Consider the following 21,896-nt stretch of genomic DNA (forward strand, 5'->3'; position numbering starts at 1 on the left):
CACACGTGGGCGGGCGGGGCGCTGGGGTCGCCGGGGTGCTGCATGTCGACGCCGCCTACCTCGAACGTGTCGTCCAGGAGGCGCACGAAGCCGTCGACGTCGTGGTGGTCGTCGCGGACCAGGGTGTCGCGGCGGGTCTGCCACTGCTTGACGATGGGCCGGTCCGGGCCGGTGAGGGCCTGGGCGGCGGCCAGGGTGGCGGTATTCCAGGCGCGGGCCGCCTCGGTGGTGGAGATCAGCGCCTCGCGGCCCTGCCCGAGCTGCGCCCCCTCCCGCGCGAACACGGCGAGCAGGCGCCCACGCAGGGCCTCCAGGTCCTCCCCTGCCTCCACGCCCGCGGCGAGCTCGCGGACGGCGACGTCGGCGAGGCGGTCGCCCACGGCGCGGAGCAGGTGTTCCGTGCTGGTGACGTACTGGCCGATGCCGTCCGGCAGGGTCTCGCCGCGGTCGTGGCGGCCGGGCAGGTCGTCCCATCCGGGTGGCAGGGTCTCGTCCACCTGGTCGGCGGCGGCCTGGGCGGCCTGCTCGGTCACGCCCAGCAGGCGGCGGAGGAGGCGGGGCACCCGCTGCCGGAACATCGCGCCGATACGGGAGACACTGAAGCGGGCGGCCACCAGCTCGGTGGCGCCGTCCAGTTCGCCGGCGAACTCCTCGGCCACCTCCTCCAGGATCGCGCGGACCTCCGCCGCTACGTCCTCCTCGGCGGCGGCCAGGGCCTCCTCCAGCTCATCCATGAGCGGCCTCCGGCTCGGAGCCGTACAGGGAGACGGTGCCGTTCCCGTCGCGGATGAACAGCCACATCCCGAGCGTGATCACGCCGTATCCGGTGCTGGTGGTGAGGGTGACGTACACGGACGCTTCCTCGCCCGGGGGGAGCTGCTCGAAGTGCGCGGCGGCCAGGGCGCCGGCCTCCTGGATCAGGTCAACGATGTACGCGGCGTGCTCCGCCGACGCGGACCCGGTGATGAACTCCGGCTCATCCATGGCGGGCCACCTCCGGGGACGGGTGCGGGGCGCGGTCGGTGGCGGGCGGGTTGTCCTGGGCGGCGCGCTGGTGCTGGCGGCAGGCGTGCAGTTCCTCCCACAGCTCCACGCCCGGGCAGGCGCTGCACCAGCCGTGCACCTGGTGGGCGATGAGGCTGTGTCCGGGCGGCGCGTCATGCTCCAGGCGGCGGCCGTTGGGCGCCGTCTGGGATGTGGGTGTGTCAGCCACGGGCGGAGTCCTCCATCGTGGGGTGGGGGGTGGCGTCGCAGGCGGTGCAGTGCGCCCACCCGCCGGCATGGCGCTGCTCGCCGCTGTCGGTGTGCAGGCGGACGGTGACGAGGGTCAGGGCCTCCCGGCCGCAGGCGGGGCACGGGTGGTCGTGGGTGGCCTGCATGTCCACGGTGTTGCGGCGGGCGGCGGAGGCGGCCAGGGCCGTCTGCTCGGCGTCGTGCCGCCGGTTCTCGCGGACGCGCCACGCCACCGCCTCCTGGGCCACGTCACGGCCCGTGCAGTCCGCGCACCAGCCGTGCACGCGGTGCGCGGCGGAGGAGTGGCCCCACAGGTCCGGGCCGTGCTCGGCGGCGGGCGTAGGTGGGTTACACATCGCGGGCCGCCCGTTCCTCGAGGGCCGCCGCGTTGGGGCACGCCTCCACCGGGGCGATGTAGACGACGGCCGGGACGCCGGCGCCCAGCAGCTCCCCGTGCGGCCCGTTCAGGCGCACGCCGGTGACGCCGGTGAGGCGGGTCATGCGTGTGACGGTCAGGCCCTGGCAGGTGGGGCACAGGTCCAGGCGCTCCAGGTGGTCCGGGCAGTCAGCTGACACGGGACACCTCCGGGGGGTCGCAGGTCTCGCACCACGCCCAGTAGCCGACGGTGGCCACGCCGTCCGGGGTGAGCAGGACGATCTCCCCCGCAAGCAGCGTGTAGGCCTTGCAGGTGGAGCACCATTCCGCGCTCACGTTGGCCGCCGACGCGGTGACTTCCACGTCGGCGGGGCGCGGCTCGACCGGGCGCCGGGGTGTCATGCCGCCAGCCCGAGGCAGGAGTTCCGCAGCAGGCGCACGGTCTCCTCGTAGGTGTGTTTCATGCGGGCGGCGATGAGCGCGCGGGCGTAGTTGTCCAGGGTGTCGATCAGGCACTCGGCCTCGAACCCGTACCGCTGCGCCATCTCCGGGACGCGGTCCCAGGCGCCGACGAGGAGGTGCCACTGGTCGACCTGGTCGTCGTTGACGGGGAACACGGTGTGCAGCTCTCCGGGCGGGATCTGCCGTGAGCGGCCGCGTTCGCTGCGTGGGCAGGCCGGCTTGACGCGGATCTTCTCGCCGGCCAGGCACATGGCGTTGTGGATCACGCCGTCGATGGCGGCCAGCACCGTCTGGTAGCGCAGCGCGGCGACGTCCACCGGGGTGACGGCGGCGGCGATGGCGTCCGGGCCCTGCTCGGCCGGATCGGTGGTGGGCTGCTCCGGTTCGGCGTGGCTCTCGTCCACCGGCAGCTCCGGGTCCTGCTCGCCCTCGGCGGGCTTCTGGCGGCGGCGCTGCTCGTCCTCGGTGGGGGCGTCGGCGTCGGTGAACCCGGTCTCGCGGCGCAGCGCCGAGTCCGAGATGGCGCCGGCCTCGTGGACCTTGAGGGCAGTCTCGGCCCGGTTGGTGCGCACGCGCAGGGGGCTGGTGTCGGACCACACCAGGCACTCCAGTGCGTCCGGGACGTTCTCGGCCTCCAGGATCGGCTGGAGGTACTGGGTGGTCAGGGCGTGGGCGACGGTGCCCAGCTTGGGCTCCACGCCCAGGGTGATCGCCTCGTCCTTGAGCGCCCACTGGCCCCAGTGGTTGATGTCGCCCTGGCCCAGCAGGATCTCCGCCGGGACTTCCAGCCCGTTGGCGAAGCGGGTGATGGCCTCCTGGCGCAGTTGGATAGCCAGGGTGTCGAAGTCGCTCTCGAACGTCAGCCGCTTAATGTTCGGGATCTGGTCGGCGGGGACTTCCAGGATGATCGGGACGGTGGCGGCGGCGCTGTCCGGTTCCTTGTAGGCGGTCTCGGCGACCGTCATCAGGACCTCGATCAGGTCGTCCTCTTCGGCCCCCTGGTTCGGTGTGGTGGGGAACTTGGTGCCCTGGGGCACGAGGACGATGCCGCGGCCGGTCAGGCGGCTGCGGGCGATGGCGGCCACCGCGGCGTTGAGGAGCTTGAGCTCCTCCAGCAGGCCGAGGCTGGACCGTACAGCGCTGTCGGCCTCCAGGTGGCGGCGGGGGTGGGACTCCCACACGCGGATGGCCACCGGGTCGTTGGAGTCCAGGGGCGTGGTCTCGTCGTCCGCGCCGGGGACGACCACCTCTTCCCCGTCGATCTCGGCCACCAGCTTGGTGCCCTGCGGCTTGACCTCCATGGTGGACAGCACCCGCCAGTCCATGGCGTCGGTGTCGTTGCCACTGCTGTCCGGCTTGGGGCGGACGATGATCCAGCCCTCGCCCGGCACGACGAGGTGGGGCCCGAAGGAACCCAGGAGCTGCGCCTGGCCGTCCGCACCGCCTGCGATGGCGGCCACCAGCTCGGAGGCCCGGTGTCCGGCGGGCAGAGGGACGACGTTGCCCTTGGAGTCCCGGTGGCCGGCGAACAGGCGGGCCCGGCTCATGGCGTTGCTGTACCAGCGGGCGGCGAACCGCACCTCCGGTGTCTCGTCGTAGAACAGCCAGGCCCGTTCCTGCCAACTGCCGTCCACGGGCTTGGTCCGCAGGCGGCGGGCGGTGTAGCGGGCGGCGGAGGCGGTGAGTTCGCCCCGGGGCCGGGTGCGGGCGGTCATCCGGTGATCCGGCTGAGGGTGTCGTCCAGGCGGTTGAGGAGGACGGCCAGGCCGGCGACCGCCAGCCACTCGATGCCGTGGACGAGGAGCGGGGCCTGGTGGAAGGTGCCGGTGGCGAGCAGGTAGGTGGCGAGCAGGGCGCCGGACACCCACCAGCCCATGCAGTACACGCAGGAGATGAGCGCGACGACGGCGTTGCGTGGGCGGGAGGAGAGGCGGCGTTCGTGCCAGCCGATGATCCGGTCGCGCACGGGGTCAAGGATCGTGTCGTGGACGGCGAGCTGGGTGCCGCGGTAGCCGGCCAGCCCGAGCAGGGCGAGGTGGGTCAGGTCGATCAAGGTCGCCCCCTGGCGGAATGTGTACTTCCGGTTCTGGTCGGCGGAGCATGATAGGCCACGTCACCAAGTGGTCCTGTGGGCGCGAACGCGCAGGTCAGCGACCAGAGTTCGATCACATGGGCGCTGGTAGCGTGGGCCCGGTTCCGAGCGGGGACAGGCGGGCGCCGGCGGAAGTGCCGATGCAGTGCCCGGGCGGCGCGGGGGTACACGCCCCGCCCGCCGGCACCCCTCCCGCCGAACCCTGTCCCCAAAGAGCCCGCGCCGCTATGGTGTTGGTCCGTCTCGTGACGCGACCTGGGGGGGCAATGCCGTTTACGAGCAGACTCCGCAGCGTGGCCGTCGCCGGAGCAAAGTTCTTCGGGCTACGCCCAAGCAAACTTCCAGGCCTACGCCACCGCCCTGAGCGCTACCACCACACCGAAGGTGAGATGACCGTCACCTTCGATGGCGAGCCTCGCCTCGGGGCCAACAGATTTCCGTGGTCTGACGATGTGGACGCCATCCTCCTTGATCGCCGACTGACCGGACTGACCATATCCCTGACCGTCTCCGACATCACGGACGCGTTGCAGGCCTACGAGGACTACAAGCGCCTACGAGAAAGGGCACGGGCGGTCTCCTCTAACGAGGCCCCCGACGAGGACGAACCGATGGCCGAGTTCGTGGTCGATCGTCTAGTCGCCAAGGCCCTTAACAAACCGCTCAACCGCTCACTGGAAATGCCCACCGACCAGGCCAACGTCCGATTCATCCAAGCCCTGCCAACTGAGGACAAGCAGCGCTTGGCCATGGGAACGGCAGCCACGATCAACCAGGTTCTGGCGCGGGCCTTCCTGCGCTTGGGCCCGCCACCCGAGGGCGCGACTGGTGACAACACACGGGTCCCCACCGGTGGCGGAGGAGCGGAGCAATGACTACGGGGAATCAACTGCCCGCCGAGCGGCCATCGAACGACGACCCGGCAGTGCTCGCAGCCATCCATGTGGCCATGCAGTGGCAAGGAGTGGACGCGGCACACCTATCCGCCGCGTTGGCGGCGATGGAGCCCTCCCTGAAGCGGGAGCACCGCGAGCGTCTCACCCGCATGGAGATGCAGCGCGAGGTGGCGCAGCAGGCTCTTGATGAAAGGCACCGCGAGCGGGCACACCAGGCACAGATGACACAGCTCATCTGCGGAACCGTGCTTGCGCTGGCGATGCTCGGCGGCGGCTTCTACGTGGCCCGAGAGTCTTGGTGGCTATCCACCCTCCTCTGTGGACCAAGCTTGCTGGCTCTCATCAAGGTGTTCATCCTGGGCCGCAGCGACCCTGACGACATGAAGCACGTATCGCTGGTCTCGCGAGCGTCGGCCAACGCCGCCGGGCAGGGTCAGCAGCCGCCCGCGCCCTGACGACGGCGCAGGGCATCGCGGTTTGCGCCGCACATACCTCGTCCGCCCCCGCTTGTCTCCGTAAACCGCTGCCCTGACCCGTGCGCGCCCTTCTACCGTGGGCGTATGTCCCGTAATGGCGAGATAGTCCGTGCCGTCCCGGCAGACCGCTGGGAGGCCTTGGAGGGGTCGCCGCTGCTCCTGGTGGAGCTGGCCACCGCTGACGGCGGCGTGGAGTTGCTGATCTACGACGAAGCGGGCCAGGTGGTCGACGCGTCGTATGTGCCGCCGGAGCTGGTCGAGGACGCCGAGGAGCGGCCCGTGTTGGAAGTCAACGTGCCCCGGCAGCGCCGGTCTTAGTGGCGGGCAGGCCCGGGGTGGTGGGGCGGGCGTAGCGGGCGGCAGCGCGGGAGGGCCGGGAGTCGCGCTGGCCGCCGGGGGCGTGCAGCTTGGTCGCGGACAGGTGGTCCGCGAAGAGGGACATGGCCACGGAGTCGCCTCGGTCCGGGGAGCGACCCAGGCGGTCCACCACGTCCTCCTTCTTCTCCACCTTGATCTTCGGGGGGACGCCGGTGGTGATGTCCCACGTGAGCGTGGTCAGGTCGGCCACCAGCAGGTCGTCCGGTGGAAGCGCGAGCTCGGCGCCGAACGCCGGGTCCAGCAGCTCCCGCAGCTTCCAGTACGCGGCGGAGCGGACGTTGAAGAATCCCCACTCCCGGTCCCGGGTGCGCAGCTTGGTCTGGGCTGCCCCGGTGTAGGCGAGCACCGGTGCGCCCAGCTCCCGGAGGCGGTCCACGACGCCGCCGCCGACACCGATGGAGTCCACCACCGCGGCGGCGCCGTCCTCCTCGCCCAGGGCAGCCTGGACGCGGGCGGTGGTCTGCATGGTGTCCTCGCGGTCGTGGGTCTCCAGGGAGGCGACGAGGAGGCCGCGGCGGTGGCAGAGCACGGTGGAGTCTCCGCCCGTGCGGGCGACGTCCACGCCGAGGGCGCGGCGGCCGGGCGCGCCGGGGCGGCCAGCCAGGTCCCACACGTGCCACCGCTCGATGGCCGCCTCCACCCAGGACAGCCGGATAACGCCGTCCTCGTCGGAGGCAGTGAACCCGACGCGGGTGCCGACGTTATCGCCGGGACCATCCCCGCGAGCGCGAGGAGCAGAAGGACCGTCAGGACACCGCCGTCATCATGATGGGGCCATCCCCGTGGGCGCGGGGAGCAGTGGGCGAGGCGTGGTGGCACGAGGCCGCTCCGGGGGCCATCCCCGCGGGCGCGGGGAGCAGACAGTCCGCAGGGGTCGCTTGCCCCATTCCAGGGGGCCATCCCCGCGGGCGCGGGGAGCAGATCACGGTCCCGCCGGGACAGTGGATCGGGCTGGGGCCATCCCCGCGGGCGCGGGGAGCAGGTCGGTCATGGTCACTCCAGGGGTTCGATACGGGGGCCATCCCCGCGGGCGCGGGGAGCAGGTCTGGCTCGTGTCGACGATGCCCGGGTGGATGGGGCCATCCCCGCGGGCGCGGGGAGCAGGTGTGCGGCTCGCCGCCGTGGCTGTCCTCCTTGGGGCCATCCCCGCGGGCGCGGGGAGCAGCCGTCCGACACCGAACTGGTGCCGTTGGGCACGGGGCCATCCCCGCGGGCGCGGGGAGCAGTCGGGGTCCTGGACGATACGCGGTTCGGCCTGGGGGCCATCCCCGCGGGCGCGGGGAGCAGTCGCGAACCGGCATGGCCTGATGTCGGCGATCGGGGCCATCCCCGCGGGCGCGGGGAGCAGCCGATCATCACCCGGCCTGCCTGGAGTGCCGAGGGGCCATCCCCGCGGGCGCGGGGAGCAGCGGAAGCGCGGTGCCTGTTCCGTCTCCGGACAGGGGCCATCCCCGCGGGCGCGGGGAGCAGGTCGCCTCCGCGCTGTTCGGGTTCCGCCGGACGGGGCCATCCCCGCGGGCGCGGGGAGCAGGTCAGACGGCCGTCTGCGCCCTCCACGGGGTGGGGGCCATCCCCGCGGGCGCGGGGAGCAGATGGGGTGACTCCCGGGCGGTCGGGGTGTGTGGGGGCCATCCCCGCGGGCGCGGGGAGCAGCTGCCGGACGAGGACCTCGAAGTCGATGAGGTGGGGCCATCCCCGCGGGCGCGGGGAGCAGACGGCTGGCCCGCCGACCGCTTTCTTGTCCTCGGGGCCATCCCCACGGGCGCGGGGAGCAGCTGGACCCTGGAGACCAGGTTGTCAGGCGCGAGGGGCCATCCCCGCGGGCGCGGGGAGCAGGGAGGGCTGTCGGGTTGTTGGCGTGAGGGCCTGGGGCCATCCCCGCGGGCGCGGGGAGCAGGCCCGGCGATGGAAACCCGTCGCCCTGCTCGCGGGGCCATCCCCGCGGGCGCGGGGAGCAGCTACTTCTTGCCGGTCTCGCGCTTGCGGGCGCGGGGCCATCCCCGCGGGCGCGGGGAGCAGCCCATGTCGAGGATCTTCCTCAGGAGGGCTTTGGGGCCATCCCCGCGGGCGCGGGGAGCAGTTGCCGCCGTAGCGCCAACCGACCTGCCCGTAGGGGCCATCCCCGCGGGCGCGGGGAGCAGGCCGGGTGCACCAGCTGGTTCCCGTCGTACCCGGGGCCATCCCCGCGGGCGCGGGGAGCAGAGCCCAAGGCCGCAGCACAGCCGTACCGGTTGGGGGCCATCCCCGCGGGCGCGGGGAGCAGCCGGTCCCCGATCGCCCGGGGGCCCGCCGCCTCGGGGCCATCCCCGCGGGCGCGGGGAGCAGGGGGTGTCGGCGGTGACGCCGGTGGCGGCAGGGGGGCCATCCCCGCGGGCGCGGGGAGCAGGGTGAGGTTCCTCGGATGACTCGAATTGTAGGGGGGCCATCCCCGCGGGCGCGGGGAGCAGATCTGATCCGCAAGCGCCTGAGCCTCGGTCTTGGGGCCATCCCCGCGGGCGCGGGGAGCAGCGTCATCACGCGCCGTCGGCTGATTATCGTCCGGGGCCATCCCCGCGGGCGCGGGGAGCAGGTCAGATCTGCCGCCAGCTTCCGGACACCATCGGGGCCATCCCCGCGGGCGCGGGGAGTAGCGGTCTTGCAGGCAGCCGCGTCTGAAGCTGCCGGGGCCATCCCCGCGGGCGCGGGGAGCAGGCCCGAGACGACGACGTCACTCCGCCCGTCTGGGGGCCATCCCCGCGGGCGCGGGGAGCAGAACGGCAACAGCGGCGGGTTCAGCAACCCGGTGGGGCCATCCCCGCGGGCGCGGGGAGCAGATCGTCCCGGTGCCCGTACTGCCGATGGGCCGGGGGCCATCCCCGCGGGCGCGGGGAGCAGGCGGTGCGGCGGCGGCCGCCGATGCTGCTGCTGGGGCCATCCCCGCGGGCGCGGGGAGCAGCAGCACCGTGCAGGCCACGATCTGGGCCCAGTCGGGGCCATCCCCGCGGGCGCGGGGAGCAGGCTCGCTACCTACCATCGGTGCCCTCCCCATCGGGGCCATCCCCGCGGGCGCGGGGAGCAGGATCGTCTGCCAGTCGACTCCGGCCAACCGAAGGGGCCATCCCCGCGGGCGCGGGGAGCAGCCTGGCTGCCTGACGTGCTTGAGCCGCTCTTCGGGGCCATCCCCGCGGGCGCGGGGAGCAGTACGAAGCATGGGTCGACGAGGTCTGGAACGCGGGGCCATCCCCGCGGGCGCGGGGAGCAGACCCGCCCGGTGTTGAAGAAGTCGCGGCCCCAGGGGCCATCCCCGCGGGCGCGGGGAGCAGCGAGACGACGAACAGCTGTGCTACGTACGCGAGGGGCCATCCCCGCGGGCGCGGGGAGCAGTTCTACCCGTCCGCGCCGGGGCACCGGCCGCCGGGGCCATCCCCGCGGGCGCGGGGAGCAGGGTGCCTTGGCAAGCCGGCCGACGTCGACACCGGGGCCATCCCCGCGGGCGCGGGGAGCAGTCGTACCTGCACCTCGTCATCCCCAACACGCGGGGGCCATCCCCGCGGGCGCGGGGAGCAGACTGTTTAACCTGGGCACTTGTCTTGGAGGAAGCGGATTCCAGAACACTTCCTCTGAACGCGACAATCAGCCCATAACGGCATCAATACTATTCATCCTCTTCCGAAGCGTCGGCGTTTGGCAGCCTTGCTCCATCCGGGGCGGGCCGTGGTGGACAGGGGTTCCTGCGAGGACACGGTGGTCGTGTCGGGACGGTGGATGAGGGTGACGCCGTCGTGGTCGACGGGGTGCCATGCGTGGTCGTGGGTGCGGAAGGTGAATCCCTGTTCGTTGTTGGTGGTGTGGGCGAGCAGGGCTCGTCCTTGGCCGGCGTATTGCTGGACCTCGTGCCAGAGCGCGTCGCGGATTCGGGCTGACGGGTTGCCCACGAACACACCCGCGGAGATTTCCAGGAGCCAGCGGGTAAGGAAACCACGGAGTCCTGCTGGGCAGTTGGTGAGGACGATGACGGTCACCAGGCCACCTGTTCGTAGGCGCCGGTGTCGTCGTGGTTGAGGCCGGAGGCGACTTCACGGCCGCCGTCGCTCTGCAGGGTGACGACGTCCCTGTCGCCCCCGGGGTCGACCGAGCTGGTGCCTGCCGGCAGCAGCAGGTGTTTGATGTCGTCGACGCAGCGCTCCAGCAGGGATGTTTCGTTGATGCGGTCCCGCAGAGCGCGGCGGGTACGGGGGCCGACGTCCTCCTCGTCCTGTGCGGCGACGTCGAATGCGAGGGGAATGCCGATCTCGGTCTTGTAGAGGTCGGCAATGTCGAGGACGAAGGACAGTTCGTGTCCGGAGTGGACGAAGCCGAGGGCTGGGCTGCAGCCCAGCGAGGTGACGACGGCGTGGGCGATGCCGTACATGCACTGGGCTGCTGCGGTGATGCCCTGGTTGACGGCGTCCGCGGCAGTGAAATCGCCGGGGGCGTACTGGCGGCCGCGCCAGCGGATGCCGGTGCGGGCGGCCTGGGAGCGGTAGCAGTCTTTGACGCGGCGTCCTTCTCTGCCGAGGAGTTCGTGGCGGGTCAGGCCGGCGGGGTCTTCGTCGGGGAATCGCAGCCGGTACATCGCGCGGGCCACCGCGAGGCGGCTTCGCGCGTTGGCCCACTGCTGTGCTTGGGCTTCCATGAGTGCTGAGGAGCGGGTGAGGGCGCGGCCTGCGGCGTAGTAGCGCACGCCTCGTTCCCCGACCCAGCAGACGGCCGCGCCGGTTTCTCCCAGCACGCTCATCGCCTGGTGGGTGATGCGGGTGCCGGGGCCGAGGAGGAGTGTGCCGATGGTCGCCGAGGGGATGTGGGTGGTGCCTTCTGCGTCCTGGGCGGTGATGGCGTTCGCGTCCCGGTGGACGGTGCACCGTTCCAGGTAGATGAAGGAGATGCGCTCTGCGGTGCGGGTGAGTTGGCGTGGTGTCAGTGCGGCGTGCTGGGAGATCGTGGTCATGGTGTCTGCCGGGCGGGTGGGGTGAGGGGGGCCAGGGTGATCAGGCCGCAGCCGTAGGCCTTGGCCCGGCCGATGCCCTGGGTGAGGGTGCGGCGCAGAGCTGCAGGGTCGGTCACTTCGAGCCGGCCGTCGAAGGTGACGGCGACCAGGGTGACGGGTTTGCTCTTCCTGCCCTCGTCTGTGCGCCGTTTGTCGAAGGAACGGTTGTTGTGGTCGCGGACGGACAGCTCGTAGCGGTCGCCGTGGTGTTCATGTTTGCCCTGATGGGTGGTGCCGCTGGGCAGGAGACGTTTGGTGTCGGTCTTTTCCAGGATGCGGAAGCCGCTGCGTTCCTGGCGCTCGATCAGCCATGCCGTCTGGTGGACGGGGGTGAGGTGGGCGGTGATCTTGCGGGGCTCGCCGGGGGTGCGGCGGATGCTGTGGACGGGGTTGGCGGTCAGCCGGAAGGCCCAGCGGTCACCTGTGGAGAGCTTGTCGAGGAACGGCGTGTAGGGCCTGGTCTGCCAGCCGGGGGTGTGGGGGTCGGCCGCGGCTGCCGCCGGCCAGCCGGCCTGTTCAACGAGGTGGGTAAGGTCCGGGCGGTCGGGGCTGACGATGTACAGCAGCACCTCGGCGCGGGCCTGGTGGTCCAGGCGCCACAGCACCCGCGGCGCATCCGGTGTGGGAATGTCCGTGGGCAGGAGGCCGGGGAAGGAGGACATGACGGCTGCGTGCAGGGCCTGCGGCGAGGACAGCAGTCGGCGGGCGCCGGGACGGGCGGTGTTCACGCGGAAGCGGGAGAGGAACATCAGCTGCTCTCATCCTCCAGAGCATCGAACGGGTCGTGCCGCGGGGCGCCGGCCGTGACCGCGCTGGGTACCGGCACTGTGGTGGTGACGACGGTGCGCAGGGCGTGGCGGCGGTGTGCGGCGGCGAAGCTGAGCGGCTGGTCGCGCAGAGTGTCGGCGCCGCCGTGCTCGCCGGCTGCCGCCTCACACAGCACCGTCAGCCCTTCTTCCGGGCGGAAGCGGTGCTGCTTGCGGTACCAGGCGGACGCCTGCCACGGCACCTCTCGCAGCACGTGTTCCAGGTGGGCGTCCTCGTACAGGCCCAGTTCCAGCGGTGCGGCGGGCGGGCAGGAGCGGCGGCCGAGGAACGGCAGGTAGACCGGGGATTTCAGGGCAGTATGCAGACCGGCGAGCAGTGCGCGGTCGCCTTCGAGGGCGGCGACGAAGACGGCGTCGGCGAGGTAGAAGCGTTCCGACAGCGGCATGGACTTGCCGGTGACAGCGTGGTGCGCGGTGTGAAAGTCCCGGATGCGGGTGCCGGGTTGGTCGATCCGGGCGCCGAACCGGAGTGCTGCCAGGGGTGCGAGGGCGGTGTCGTCGTCGCGGTCGATGCCGGCCGCGGCCGCGAGGAGGCCGATGACGCCGCTCTTGGTGGGGGCGGACTCGGTGGTGCGGCGGGTGAAGCGGGAGGAGGCTCCCCAGGACTGCAGGGGGCCGGCCAGCCGCAGGGCGAGCACCCCGGTCATGCGGGCGTGCCCAGGTGTTCGGTGACGGCTTGGCCGACGGCGGTGACGAGGTCGCCCAGGGTGTCGGACTCGGTGCCGAGGTCGGCGAGTTTGAGGGTGTTGGGGCCCACGCGCAGGACCCAGCTGAGGGTGGAGTCCTGGTCGCCGTAGGCGCGTTCGATGTCCGGAACGTAGGCGGCGAGGCGGTCGGATGCTTCCCGGACGTGGCCGCCCTGGTCGCCGCGGACGGGTTCTTCGAAGGCGGCGACGAAGCTGATCGGGCGCGTGGTGCGGAGCTTGACGACGACGGCGTCGGGCAGGGTGTGGTGACCGAAGGTGTTGATCTTTCCCGTCGGCAGGGAGGCGACGAAGCTGTGCACGAACGCCTCGACCGCACGGCGTACCGGTTCGGTCCTGGGTTCGTCCTCGCGCAGGCCCTGGCCGAGGTTGGCGGCGAGCTGGTGGACGCCGAGGGCGGCGTAGCGGTAGAGGGTGGCGGAGTTGAAGTCGACGGTGCCGATCATCCCGGCGCCGGTCTCCTCCTCGGTGTTCTCGTCGTCGACGGCCGTGTAGTAGTCGGACTCGTTGTCCACCCGGTGCACGCTGATGGCGTGGGCGACCTGGACGGCGGCGTCGACGTTGAAGTCGGCGGCGTCGGCGACCATCCGGCCGAAGAGGGCGATGTCGACGGAGTGGCGGCTGTCCGCGATCTCCTTGGCCTTCTCCTTGTTCGTCTTCTCCTTGAGGTAGGCCGTGATGTCTGCGGCGCCGTCGACGGCGAGGCGGGCGAGGCCGTCGAGCTGGCGGGCGCTGAGGAAGACCAGGTACTTCGCCTCCGGCGCCGGGGTGTCCCCGGACTCCTTGACGGCGTCGGCCTTCCGCCTGGGTACCTCGGTCTTCAGCCCGGTCGCCTTGACCGTCTCGTCGGCGAGGGTGAGGGCCGTGCCGGCGTCGAGGGAGGGTTCGAGGTCAGCGATGCGTTTGGCGAGCAGTTCCACGACCTTCTTGGTCCGCACGCCGAGTTCGCTGGGATCGAGCAGGTGTTCGTCGTCGAAGTAGGTGCGGGTGGCCCGCTTCCACGCCTGGCTGGAGACGCGGGCGCGCGGCACACCGCCGTACACGGCTGTCTTCGGCGCGCCCGTGTCGTCACGGTTGAGGTTGCTGGGCGGGACTGTCTGCAGGGCGTGCACGTCCAGGAAGATGCGGTTCACGAGGCGTCCTTGTCGCTGTCGTCGAGGCGGGCGGCGGTGTCGTCGGGGCTCTGGCCGGGAGCTTGTGCGGCCGGTTCCTGCCAGGAGTGGAAGGAGCGGCCCCACTCGCGGCGGACGGTGTCGGCGCCACCGGGCCGCTGCCAGGTGTAGAGCTGCCCGGCGAGCAGGCCGTAGTCGAGGGGGATGTCCGCGCGGCGCAGCAGGACGATCACGTCGCGCAGCCGCTGGGACAGGCTGGTCAGGTCGGGGGCGGTGCCTGCGCGGACCAGGCGCTTGCGGACGGGCTCGTCGATGCCGTCCGGCGGCATGAGGCGCCGCACCGCCGCACCCAGTCCGGTCGGCCGTTGGTATGTGTGGGGGCGGTGCATGCGCGTACCGCGGGACTGCTGGTGCAGCGCCCAGAGGGTGAGGGCCGCGTGCAGGGCGTCCTCCGCGCGCACGAGTTCCTCCTCGCCGAGCGGTCGCATGCCGTCGAGGCGTGTGTGCAGCGGTGAGGTGTCGACGAGCGTCCACAGGTCGGGCAGATCGGCGGCCTCCCGGCCTGCGCCGCGGCGCAGACGGGCCAGTACTGCGACGTCCTTGGGGCTGTCCCTGAGGTAGCCCTCCTGCCAGGGCTTGATCTGTGCGGCGGCGAGTTCAGTGACCCGTGAGCGGGCGGTCGGCGGGGCTGTGGTGGTGGTCATGCGGGTACCTTCGGGTCGGTCGCGGAAGGGTCGGGCTCATGACTGCCGGGCGGATCGGGCGGGGGTGTGCCGGCGTCGTCTCGCTCGTCGAAGTCCGAGGGGCGGCCCAGAGCCTTGGCCAGGCGGCCGCGGAACCACTTGTCGGCCAGACCGGCATTGAGCCACAGTGCGCCCTTCTTGCCGGTGACGGTCCTGCCCTGCCAGGCGGCGTCCCCCGCCTGGCCGATGAGCCGGTCACCGAGACCGTCGACGATGCCGTGTACGTCGCGCTGCCAGCGACGGCGGCTCTCGAACGGGTCATCCGTGTCCGCCAGGGCGGCGATCCAGGTGCGGTAGGGGTTCTCCAAGGCGGTGAACCCGAGTTCACGCGCTGCCGATCGTGCCCCCTCGCCCTCGGCTCCGGCCGCACGGGCCAGATCGGTAGCCAGGTCGCCCAGCGCCCGCACCGCCTGATCGGCGTCCTCGGCTGCTCCGATCGCCTGTCGGGCACACGTACGGTCCTGGCGGTGAAGCAGCACGACCGGCATGGCGAGTTGATCGTCGACCACCTCGTCGATCACGGACTGCTGTGTCCCGTAGGTGGCGCCGACGATCCGGGCCCGGATGAGAAAGCCCCGCGGCAGTTCTCCCTCGGTAACCAGGCGGGCGATCCACTCCAGGATCCCGGGACGCAGGTATGCGGCTGCCTCCGCTCCCTGCACCGCATTCGTGTCCGACCGGTCTGCGACGAGGGAGGCGATACCCCGCCACGCCGAGCGGGCCGGATCGTGCTCGCGGGGCAGGTAGACCGGCGACTGCCGCAGCTTCTTCTCCTGCACCATGCTGCGCCGCCACGCCGTCATCGGCTCACGCCGGTGCATGTTCCGGGACGAGAGCGGGTCTCCGTAGCCCAGAACGACGCCTGTGACCGTGTCCTCGTCGTGGTGGAGACGCAGCCGGCGCGACTGCCACGTGTACAGATCGCGCAGCCCCGTCGGCGCGCGTTCGGTGCCGCCGGGTGGGCACGGTTCACGCCGCCAGGCCGGCCGGTCGTCCGCCCTGAACTCCAGGGCGTCAGTGTCGGCGGCCACCAGGTTCAGCAGCAGCGTCTCCCGCAGGGTGTCGCCTTCCGCGAAGACACCGCCCAGGCCGCCGGCCCATCCCGTACCGAGCGGGTACACCTTGCCGCCCTTGACCCGGTCGTCGCCCACCATGCCGGACTTGATTCCGGACGTGTCGTAGGCGTGAGCGTGAACGACCCAGCGGGCCGCCTCAGCGAAGGTGAGCCGTCCGACGGTGGGCATCCAGGCGGTGAAGAAGGGCTCCCCGTTGGGCACGTCGGCCACGATCCGGTTAAGGGAGAAGACCTCGTCCTTCGCCGTCCGCAGCCCAGCGGTCTGGAAGAACGGGGCGTGAGGACTCAGCAGGTCGAAGCGGCCGTAGTGTGCGTCCAGATAGGCCGTGACCGGCGAGAAGCACTGCGGGTCGGACCACAGGTCCGCCCACTCTTCCACGTCGCCAGGTCCTTCCAGGGCGTCATGGGCGAGGGCGAGCAGCAGCCGCAGCAGCGCGAACTCCTGCGTCGGCAGATCCCCCACCAGACGCCGCACTGCATCTGCTTGTTCGAACACTTGGTGCAGCGACAGCTCCTCCACTGAGCCATCGTGGTTGAGCACCCCAATCCACGGCTGGGTCGTCAGGTTGAAGGAGGGAACTGCCGGGACGTTTTGGGGCGGCTCCATCATGCATCGTCTCCAGACCTACAAGGATTCATGAACGGGAAGCCTCCTGCCACCGGTCACTCGACTCTGCGCCCGAGAGGTGCAACACAACGTCAACTCGCAATCCTGAGTCGGAGTTTGACAGGACGCCACGTGCCCTCCACAGTATCGGCGTACTTGCGGCAACGATTCAAGGGGAGGAAATCAAGCTGTGTCGGGATGGATACGGTGGGGAGCCGTGATCATCGGAGTCATCGTCACTTTCTGGCTGGCTCTCTTACTGGGCCGGTGGCTGCCCCTCGGGGGAGCAGAGGACGATGGGGTCAGATGGGGAATCGCAACGGCGCTCGCAAGTGCCGTATCTGCGGTTGCCGGGTTGCCGATGGTCCGCTGGGCAGAGGCAAAGCCGGGGTTGTCGGAGGATGCGTGACCCCACAGGCCGCGCCAACCGTCAAGGACGCGGTCGGATAGGCTCCCACAGCTGACTGACGCCACACCAGGCGGCCGTGTTGATCCGCACGTCGTGCTCCCCATCAGCATGGGGATGGTCCCGATTCCAGGGGCACAGCACATTGCTCCCCGCGTCAGCGGGGATCTTTTGAACGAAGTATCTGCTGGGCTACTTCCCCCGCGCTCCGTCACGGGTCACCTCCAAGCCGTCGGACGGGCTGTAGTGGAGCGCATAGCCTGCCAGCCGGGTCTGACAATCCTCGTCGAGGGCGAGAATCAGCTGGTCAGCAAGCCACGGGCTGTCCTTGCCCTGCCATGCGGGCACGTACAGCTGCTCCAGTTCCGCGATGGCCTTGTCGAGGGTCTCGGCGTAGGAGAACTGGAGGGGTAGCCGCAGCCCGCAACTCGCCGCCGTCCGGGCAGCAAGCGATGTGGGCACCTGATCCTGCGGCAGCTCCAGTCCACCGCGCCGGCGGCCCCGCTTGTCCGCTTCCAGCCACGGAAGGGTGGCGAGGGTGCCATCGGCGCGCCGCTGTATGACGACGACTTCCAGGCTCTCCCGGCTGTCGCGGACCTGGGCCCGCCCAGTGCGGGTGTCGTCGGCATCGCCGACCCCTGCGGCCACCCAGCCGAACAACGCCCTGCCGGGACGGCCGACTTCGCCGAGGCGGAACACAGCAGCACGCTCGGCCTGGTCGGCCCGGTGCCGCTCGAACCGCGCCCTTGCTTCCTCCATCGCCGGCACCCAATGCGCTGGCCCGACCGGCGCCTCGGCGTACGCACCCTGGACGAGCGGGCTGATGTCAACGGGCAGCCGCACGGGACGCTGCGGCCCGCCGTCGAGATGGGGCAGCAGCACCCCGGCCGACCGCAGCAGCGCGTACGCCCCGTATACCGCGACCGATCCGCGGACCGGGACGGGCACGTCCGCCTCCCAGTCGGCGCCGGTCAGCAGGCACCGCGGCGCTCGCAGCCGCGCGGGCCGTTCGCTCTGGCCCTCCCCACGCTGGTGACGGTGCAGCCGGCCCATCCGCTGCAGCAGCAGGTCCACCGGGCACAGGTCGCTGACGAGGAGGTCGAAGTCCACGTCCAAAGACTGCTCGGCCACCTGGCTGGCCACCACGATATGCCTGCCCGAGGGCCGCCCCGTCGCCTTGTCAGGCGGACCGAACCGCTCCAGCAGGTCACGGTCCTTGGCCGCCCGGTCGACGTCAACGAAACACGAGTGCGCCACGCTCACGTCCCCGTCGCCGAACTTCTCCCTCAGTACATGGGCCGTCTCCAGCACTCGCTTGACCGTATTGCGCACGACGAGCACACAACCGCCGGTGTCCAGCTCCGCCTCCAGCCGGTCGGCCAGCACATCCAGACCGTCCGCGAGCCGTTCGACCCGGACATCCGTGCACCGGGCCGCAGGAGCCGGATGGCGCACCACCGGCCTGCCGCCCGGCGCGACAGCGGTGAGCAGCGGATACACCTCTTGTGCCGAAGCGCTGTCGACCTGTGTGTTGGCCACCCCGGAGTACGCCTCCACCAGCTGACGCCGGCGCGCAGCAGGCAGGGTCGCAGAGAGCACCACCACGGGAACCCGGTAGGCGCCCAGCCAGGCCAGCACTCGGTCCAGGTAGACGCTCATGTAGGTGTCATAGGCGTGCGCCTCGTCGATCACAACGACTTTGCCCGCAACTGCCAGATGACGCAGCGCCAAGTGTCGGCTCTTCAGTCCGGCGAACAGCAGCTGATCGACGGTCCCGGCCACGAACGACGACAGCATCGCCTTCTTACGGCCCCGCAGCCAGGTGTGAGCCACCAGCTCGGCGCCCGCGGACCGCGTAGGCTCCCCCAGCCGCCGGGGCACGGGCGCGGCAGCATCCACGTCGACCGCCGTCACCTGCCCGCCGCGGGCCAGCAACCCGGCGAAGTCCTCGTTCAGAGCGGCCTTCGAATGCGCAAGATGCACAGAGTGACGGCGGCTGCCGTCGTCCGGCAATCGCTTCAGCCACTCCAGCAGCCGCGGGAACATCGCATTGCCCGTTGCCATCGTCGGCAACGCGAAGAACACACCGCCCGCGCCCGAACGCGCCGCGAAGACCTCGGCCACGGCGAGCGCCGCCTCCGTTTTCCCCTCCCCCATCGGAGCTTCGATGACCATCAACCCGGGAGCCTCCATCTCCCGGGCCAACACCAGTGCCGCTTCCTGGACCGGCCGGACTTTCGCCCCCTGCGGAAGCCCGAACCGGGACCCGAACAACTCCTGCGCATCCCCGACAGGCTCCGCCGCCCGCCACGGCGCCGGGAGATCCAGCCCCCGCCATGCCGCCGCCAGCCGCTCCACACTGCTACTAGACGCAGCATCCGGGAAGTACGGGAAGAGGTCCGGATTGCTGGCGATCCAGTCGGAGACGATGACCAGCGCGGTCAGCAACACCTGTACAGGCTGCGGCAGTCTCACCTCCCGCCACGCCTGGAGCCGGCCCTCCACTCCGAAGCACTCCGAGCACGCGTCGAGCAACTCCGTCTGCATCTGGCGCCACAGCCCGCTGCTCCGGCCAGGAGTACGCAGCAACTCCTCCGCGTCGTACAGGGCTTTGATCTGCCCGTTCTCCGGCGGCACCCCATGATGCCCACCCACCGCCACGGTGAACTGCCCGGTCTGCCGCGCCGCCCACCCGTGACGCTCCTCCAGCCAGTCACCCAGCAACACCTGACCGGCCAGTCCGTGCGGCGCCAGACGCCGATCGGGCCCCATCGCCTGGCGGGACCGCATTTCCAGCCCCTTCTCCCGCATCACGTCGGCGAGTTGCTCAACCTGGCAGGCGAACGCCGGCGTCGCCTTACCAATGTCGTGCACACCCGCGAGCCAAACGGCAAGCCTGCGCCCGTCGCCCTCGCCACCAGGCAACGCCTCAGCGATCAGGCGCCGCACACCGGACGGCAGCCACTCGTCCCACAGAAGACCGCCGACCGCGGCACTGTCCTCCATGTGCCGCCACAGAGGCAACCACCCGTCAGCATCACAGTCATGCTTAGCCCACACCGACCGCGCCGGCTCCTGAAGCCGCGGCAACAGCCCTCGATCGAACATACCCCCACTGGTCATGCAAGATGCCTACACGCAAACCAAGACCCAGCAGGCCAAATCAAGGAAACACAGTCGAACTGCAGCCGATGAAGCTATGCAGCCCCCGCCAGGCTCTCTCGAGCCATAAGGTGACCCACTTACTGAAACCGCCCACCCAGGGCAAAGGTAGGGGAGAAATGCTCCCTTTGTCGGAATCAGAGGAAGTGTGCGAAACCGCGGTGCCCTTGCCGTAGACCAGCAGGTCACACAGTCTGCTCCCCGCACCCGCGGGGATGTTCCCATCACCGACCGCTGGACCGACCTCTGCCCCACCTGCTCCCCGCACCCGCGGGGATGTTCCCTTGTTGATCAGGTACAGGTCGTAGCCGGAGAACTGCTCCCCGCACCCGCGGGGATGTTCCCACTGTTCCCTGGGTACCAAGCCGCCGCCCGGGCTGCTCCCCGCACCCGCGGGGATGTTCCCTTGGTCAGGAACGGCCGGCGGACGCCGCGAACCTGCTCCCCGCACCCGCGGGGATGTTCCCGACCCGATCCAGGGCGACGACCTGGAGGAGCAGCTGCTCCCCGCACCCGCGGGGATGTTCCCAAGGGCGACATCGTGTACCTGGCCGGTACGCCCTGCTCCCCGCACCCGCGGGGATGTTCCCTTGCTGCGGACGCTGGTCACGCCGCTGGTCATCTGCTCCCCGCACCCGCGGGGATGTTCCCAACCGGCTCGCCGCCGCCGACCTCCCCGAAGACTGCTCCCCGCACCCGCGGGGATGTTCCCTCCACCGACACCACCCAGAACAACGTTCTCTCCTGCTCCCCGCACCCGCGGGGATGTTCCCCAGAACGTAGTCCTCTGCGCAACGCCAGCACACTGCTCCCCGCACCCGCGGGGATGTTCCCTGTGCAAGGTCTACCGCGTGCTGGTCTGCGTCCCTGCTCCCCGCACCCGCGGGGATGTTCCCTCATGGGGAAGGCGCGGACGTGAGCGCCACCACTGCTCCCCGCACCCGCGGGGATGTTCCCTCATGGGGAAGGCGCGGACGTGAGCGCCACCACTGCTCCCCGCACCCGCGGAGATGTTCCCTCACCTGGTCCGCACCCGGCTCCCTCGCCGACCTGCTCCCCGCACCCGCGGGGATGTTCCCAAGGAGTTCGAGTCGCTGGAAGACCGGTTGGACTGCTCCCCGCACCCGCGGGGATGTTCCCCTGGCCGATCACGATGATGTACCGGTCGATCCCTGCTCCCCGCACCCGCGGGGATGTTCCCAACTTCCGCGGCTTCGCGACCGCGGTCACCCCGCTGCTCCCCGCACCCGCAGGGATGTTCCCCTGGCCGATCACGATGATGTACCGGTCGATCCCTGCTCCCCGCACCCGCGGGGATGTTCCCAACTTCCGCGGCTTCGCGACCGCGGTCACCCCGCTGCTCCCCGCACCCGCGGGGATGTTCCCGAGTTCTTCGCCCGTACGCGGCGACACATCGGCTGCTCCCCGCACCCGCGGGGACGTTCCCGACGGGTTGCACGGTTCTACAAAAACCTCATGCTGCTCCCCGCACCCGCAGGGATGTTCCCTGCATGGCCATGCCGCGCCCCTACAGGTTCGTCTGCTCCCCGCACCCGCGGGGATGTTCCCGAGGGACACCTCGGCCAGTTCGACATCCTCGACTGCTCCCCGCACCTGCGGGGATGTTCCCAGGAAGAACAGCAGCGCGAGCGCGGAGCCCTTCTGCTCCCCGCACCCGCGGGGATGTTCCCGGGGGGGGCCGTCAACACCGGGGCCGGGATCGTCTGCTCCCCGCACCCGCGGGGATGTTCCCTGCGCGTCGGTCCCGGGCGATCTGCTGGCGATCTGCTCCCCGCACCCGCGGGGATGTTCCCGTCCCCTTCGAGACGACCGCCACGACGGACCTCTGCTCCCCGCACCCGCGGGGATGTTCCCCGATACCGCCGCGCGCTGTCCGTCCTGCGCAACTGCTCCCCGCACCCGCGGGGATGTTCCCATCAGCGGCCCTGAAGGGTCTTGTCGATGGTCCTGCTCCCCGCACCCGCGGGGATGTTCCCTGGACGGCCTTCGCCATCTGGTCGCGCATCTTCTGCTCCCCGCACCCGCGGGGATGTTCCCGAAACAGCGAGCACGAAGCAGAACCTCCGAATCTGCTCCCCGCACCCGCGGGGATGTTCCCCACGGGTGCGCCCGGCCAGATCCTGGGCCTGACCTGCTCCCCGCACCCGCGGGGATGTTCCCAGATCGTTGGAAGCCGTCCACCTGGTGGGCGGCTGCTCCCCGCACCCGCGGGGATGTTCCCCCGAAGCGACTCCTGCCGGGGCAGCGGTCCGACTGCTCCCCGCACCCGCGGGGATGTTCCCATGGACGACTTCAACGACGGTCGGCCGTGGGACTGCTCC

Annotated in this window: 20 protein-coding genes and 2 CRISPR repeat arrays (1 of these 22 cut by a window edge); of the genes, 4 read left to right on the plus strand and 16 right to left on the minus strand. The window is 71.0% G+C overall.

Going from position 1 to position 21,896, the window contains the following annotated elements; translation table 11 throughout:
• The first annotated feature begins 35 nt into the window (after positions 1-35).
• Complete coding sequence (locus tag ACFY3I_RS29140) at positions 36-791, plus strand: hypothetical protein (protein ID WP_390863951.1); 756 nt, start codon at positions 36-38, stop codon at positions 789-791.
• Here ACFY3I_RS29140 and ACFY3I_RS29145 read toward each other — a convergent pair.
• Genes ACFY3I_RS29145 through ACFY3I_RS29175 form a run of 7 tightly spaced genes read right to left on the minus strand, consistent with a single transcriptional unit; the run spans position 727 to position 4,124 of the window.
• Positions 727-984: a hypothetical protein gene (locus tag ACFY3I_RS29145; RefSeq protein ID WP_390863953.1), complete on the minus strand. Its 258-nt coding sequence runs from the start codon at positions 982-984 to the stop codon at positions 727-729. The two genes, ACFY3I_RS29140 and ACFY3I_RS29145, sit on opposite strands and share 65 nt — an antisense overlap.
• Entirely contained in the window at positions 977-1,213 is a 237-nt protein-coding gene (locus ACFY3I_RS29150) for a hypothetical protein (protein ID WP_390863955.1), read from the minus strand. Before ACFY3I_RS29150 ends, ACFY3I_RS29145 begins: the two co-directional genes overlap by 8 nt.
• Positions 1,206-1,589, minus strand: coding sequence for a hypothetical protein (locus tag ACFY3I_RS29155; protein WP_390863957.1), 384 nt, complete (start codon positions 1,587-1,589; stop codon positions 1,206-1,208). Before ACFY3I_RS29155 ends, ACFY3I_RS29150 begins: the two co-directional genes overlap by 8 nt.
• On the minus strand, positions 1,582-1,809 hold the full coding sequence (locus ACFY3I_RS29160; RefSeq protein WP_390863959.1) for a hypothetical protein: 228 nt from the start codon (positions 1,807-1,809) through the stop codon (positions 1,582-1,584). The genes ACFY3I_RS29155 and ACFY3I_RS29160 overlap by 8 nt, the downstream gene beginning before the upstream one ends.
• Positions 1,799-2,011, minus strand: a complete 213-nt coding sequence (locus ACFY3I_RS29165) for a hypothetical protein (protein ID WP_390863961.1) — start codon at positions 2,009-2,011, stop codon at positions 1,799-1,801. The genes ACFY3I_RS29160 and ACFY3I_RS29165 overlap by 11 nt, the downstream gene beginning before the upstream one ends.
• A complete protein-coding gene (locus tag ACFY3I_RS29170; RefSeq protein WP_390863963.1) occupies positions 2,008-3,786 on the minus strand; it encodes a hypothetical protein in 1,779 nt (592 codons plus the stop codon). Before ACFY3I_RS29170 ends, ACFY3I_RS29165 begins: the two co-directional genes overlap by 4 nt.
• Positions 3,783-4,124: a DUF1360 domain-containing protein gene (locus ACFY3I_RS29175; protein WP_390863964.1), complete on the minus strand. Its 342-nt coding sequence runs from the start codon at positions 4,122-4,124 to the stop codon at positions 3,783-3,785. Before ACFY3I_RS29175 ends, ACFY3I_RS29170 begins: the two co-directional genes overlap by 4 nt.
• Positions 4,125-4,552: 428 nt before the next feature.
• Here ACFY3I_RS29175 and ACFY3I_RS29180 point away from each other — a divergent pair, with 428 nt between their 5' ends.
• The 3 genes from ACFY3I_RS29180 to ACFY3I_RS29190 all read left to right on the plus strand — a co-directional run bounded on the left by ACFY3I_RS29180 (position 4,553) and on the right by ACFY3I_RS29190 (position 5,853).
• A complete protein-coding gene (locus ACFY3I_RS29180; RefSeq protein ID WP_390863965.1) occupies positions 4,553-5,038 on the plus strand; it encodes a hypothetical protein in 486 nt (161 codons plus the stop codon).
• A complete protein-coding gene (locus tag ACFY3I_RS29185; RefSeq protein ID WP_390863967.1) occupies positions 5,035-5,514 on the plus strand; it encodes a hypothetical protein in 480 nt (159 codons plus the stop codon). The genes ACFY3I_RS29180 and ACFY3I_RS29185 overlap by 4 nt, the downstream gene beginning before the upstream one ends.
• A gap of 105 nt (positions 5,515-5,619) precedes the next feature.
• Positions 5,620-5,853 (plus strand): hypothetical protein, encoded by a 234-nt coding sequence (locus tag ACFY3I_RS29190; RefSeq protein ID WP_390863969.1) that lies wholly within the window; start codon positions 5,620-5,622, stop codon positions 5,851-5,853.
• Here the strand turns inward: ACFY3I_RS29190 and ACFY3I_RS29195 are convergent.
• The 9 genes from ACFY3I_RS29195 to cas3 all read right to left on the minus strand — a co-directional run bounded on the left by ACFY3I_RS29195 (position 5,825) and on the right by cas3 (position 19,398).
• Entirely contained in the window at positions 5,825-6,553 is a 729-nt protein-coding gene (locus ACFY3I_RS29195) for a hypothetical protein (RefSeq protein ID WP_390863971.1), read from the minus strand. The two genes, ACFY3I_RS29190 and ACFY3I_RS29195, sit on opposite strands and share 29 nt — an antisense overlap.
• A gap of 69 nt (positions 6,554-6,622) precedes the next feature.
• A CRISPR array of direct repeats spans positions 6,623-9,459; the repeat unit is 29 nt; unit sequence GGGGCCATCCCCGCGGGCGCGGGGAGCAG.
• Positions 9,460-9,551: 92 nt separating this feature from the next.
• Entirely contained in the window at positions 9,552-9,914 is a 363-nt protein-coding gene (gene cas2e / locus ACFY3I_RS29200) for a type I-E CRISPR-associated endoribonuclease Cas2e (RefSeq protein ID WP_390863973.1), read from the minus strand.
• Complete coding sequence (gene cas1e, locus ACFY3I_RS29205; protein WP_390863974.1) at positions 9,911-10,879, minus strand: type I-E CRISPR-associated endonuclease Cas1e; 969 nt, start codon at positions 10,877-10,879, stop codon at positions 9,911-9,913. The genes cas2e and cas1e overlap by 4 nt, the downstream gene beginning before the upstream one ends.
• The gene (gene cas6e / locus ACFY3I_RS29210; RefSeq protein WP_390863976.1) at positions 10,876-11,667 is read right to left on the minus strand and encodes a type I-E CRISPR-associated protein Cas6/Cse3/CasE; all 792 of its coding nucleotides are present in this window, start codon (positions 11,665-11,667) and stop codon (positions 10,876-10,878) included. Before cas6e ends, cas1e begins: the two co-directional genes overlap by 4 nt.
• A complete protein-coding gene (gene cas5e / locus ACFY3I_RS29215) occupies positions 11,667-12,392 on the minus strand; it encodes a type I-E CRISPR-associated protein Cas5/CasD (protein ID WP_390863977.1) in 726 nt (241 codons plus the stop codon). Before cas5e ends, cas6e begins: the two co-directional genes overlap by 1 nt.
• Positions 12,389-13,582 carry a type I-E CRISPR-associated protein Cas7/Cse4/CasC gene (gene cas7e / locus ACFY3I_RS29220; protein WP_390863979.1) on the minus strand — a complete coding sequence of 398 codons (1,194 nt, stop codon included), beginning with the start codon at positions 13,580-13,582 and terminating at the stop codon, positions 12,389-12,391. Before cas7e ends, cas5e begins: the two co-directional genes overlap by 4 nt.
• The gene (gene casB, locus ACFY3I_RS29225; RefSeq protein WP_390863981.1) at positions 13,579-14,265 is read right to left on the minus strand and encodes a type I-E CRISPR-associated protein Cse2/CasB; all 687 of its coding nucleotides are present in this window, start codon (positions 14,263-14,265) and stop codon (positions 13,579-13,581) included. The genes cas7e and casB overlap by 4 nt, the downstream gene beginning before the upstream one ends.
• Positions 14,262-15,989, minus strand: a complete 1,728-nt coding sequence (gene casA / locus ACFY3I_RS29230; RefSeq protein ID WP_390863983.1) for a type I-E CRISPR-associated protein Cse1/CasA — start codon at positions 15,987-15,989, stop codon at positions 14,262-14,264. Before casA ends, casB begins: the two co-directional genes overlap by 4 nt.
• A gap of 595 nt (positions 15,990-16,584) precedes the next feature.
• A complete protein-coding gene (gene cas3 / locus ACFY3I_RS29235) occupies positions 16,585-19,398 on the minus strand; it encodes a CRISPR-associated helicase Cas3' (protein WP_390863985.1) in 2,814 nt (937 codons plus the stop codon).
• Positions 19,399-19,748: 350 nt separating this feature from the next.
• Positions 19,749-21,896: direct repeats of the CRISPR family, unit length 29 nt; unit sequence CTGCTCCCCGCACCCGCGGGGATGTTCCC; it runs 2,646 nt beyond the window's last position.

The sequence above is a fragment of the Streptomyces sp. NPDC001068 genome, assembly GCF_042897315.1.
Classification (GTDB): Bacteria; Actinomycetota; Actinomycetes; order Streptomycetales; family Streptomycetaceae; genus Streptomyces.

What these genes read in the sequence shown, in the direction of transcription:
- ACFY3I_RS29145 (WP_390863953.1), bottom strand. Translation starts at nt 984, where the DNA reads ATGGATGAGCCGGAGTTCATCACCGGGTCCGCGTCGGCGGAGCACGCC.
- ACFY3I_RS29170 (WP_390863963.1), bottom strand. Translation starts at nt 3,786, where the DNA reads ATGACCGCCCGCACCCGGCCCCGGGGCGAACTCACCGCCTCCGCCGCC.
- ACFY3I_RS29180 (WP_390863965.1), top strand. Translation starts at nt 4,553, where the DNA reads ATGACCGTCACCTTCGATGGCGAGCCTCGCCTCGGGGCCAACAGATTT.
- cas1e (WP_390863974.1), bottom strand. Translation starts at nt 10,879, where the DNA reads ATGACCACGATCTCCCAGCACGCCGCACTGACACCACGCCAACTCACC.
- casB (WP_390863981.1), bottom strand. Translation starts at nt 14,265, where the DNA reads ATGACCACCACCACAGCCCCGCCGACCGCCCGCTCACGGGTCACTGAA.
- ACFY3I_RS29165 (WP_390863961.1), bottom strand. Translation starts at nt 2,011, where the DNA reads ATGACACCCCGGCGCCCGGTCGAGCCGCGCCCCGCCGACGTGGAAGTC.
- ACFY3I_RS29155 (WP_390863957.1), bottom strand. Translation starts at nt 1,589, where the DNA reads ATGTGTAACCCACCTACGCCCGCCGCCGAGCACGGCCCGGACCTGTGG.
- ACFY3I_RS29190 (WP_390863969.1), top strand. Translation starts at nt 5,620, where the DNA reads ATGTCCCGTAATGGCGAGATAGTCCGTGCCGTCCCGGCAGACCGCTGG.
- ACFY3I_RS29185 (WP_390863967.1), top strand. Translation starts at nt 5,035, where the DNA reads ATGACTACGGGGAATCAACTGCCCGCCGAGCGGCCATCGAACGACGAC.
- cas5e (WP_390863977.1), bottom strand. Translation starts at nt 12,392, where the DNA reads ATGACCGGGGTGCTCGCCCTGCGGCTGGCCGGCCCCCTGCAGTCCTGG.
- casA (WP_390863983.1), bottom strand. Translation starts at nt 15,989, where the DNA reads ATGATGGAGCCGCCCCAAAACGTCCCGGCAGTTCCCTCCTTCAACCTG.
- cas3 (WP_390863985.1), bottom strand. Translation starts at nt 19,398, where the DNA reads ATGGAGGACAGTGCCGCGGTCGGCGGTCTTCTGTGGGACGAGTGGCTG.
- cas6e (WP_390863976.1), bottom strand. Translation starts at nt 11,667, where the DNA reads ATGTTCCTCTCCCGCTTCCGCGTGAACACCGCCCGTCCCGGCGCCCGC.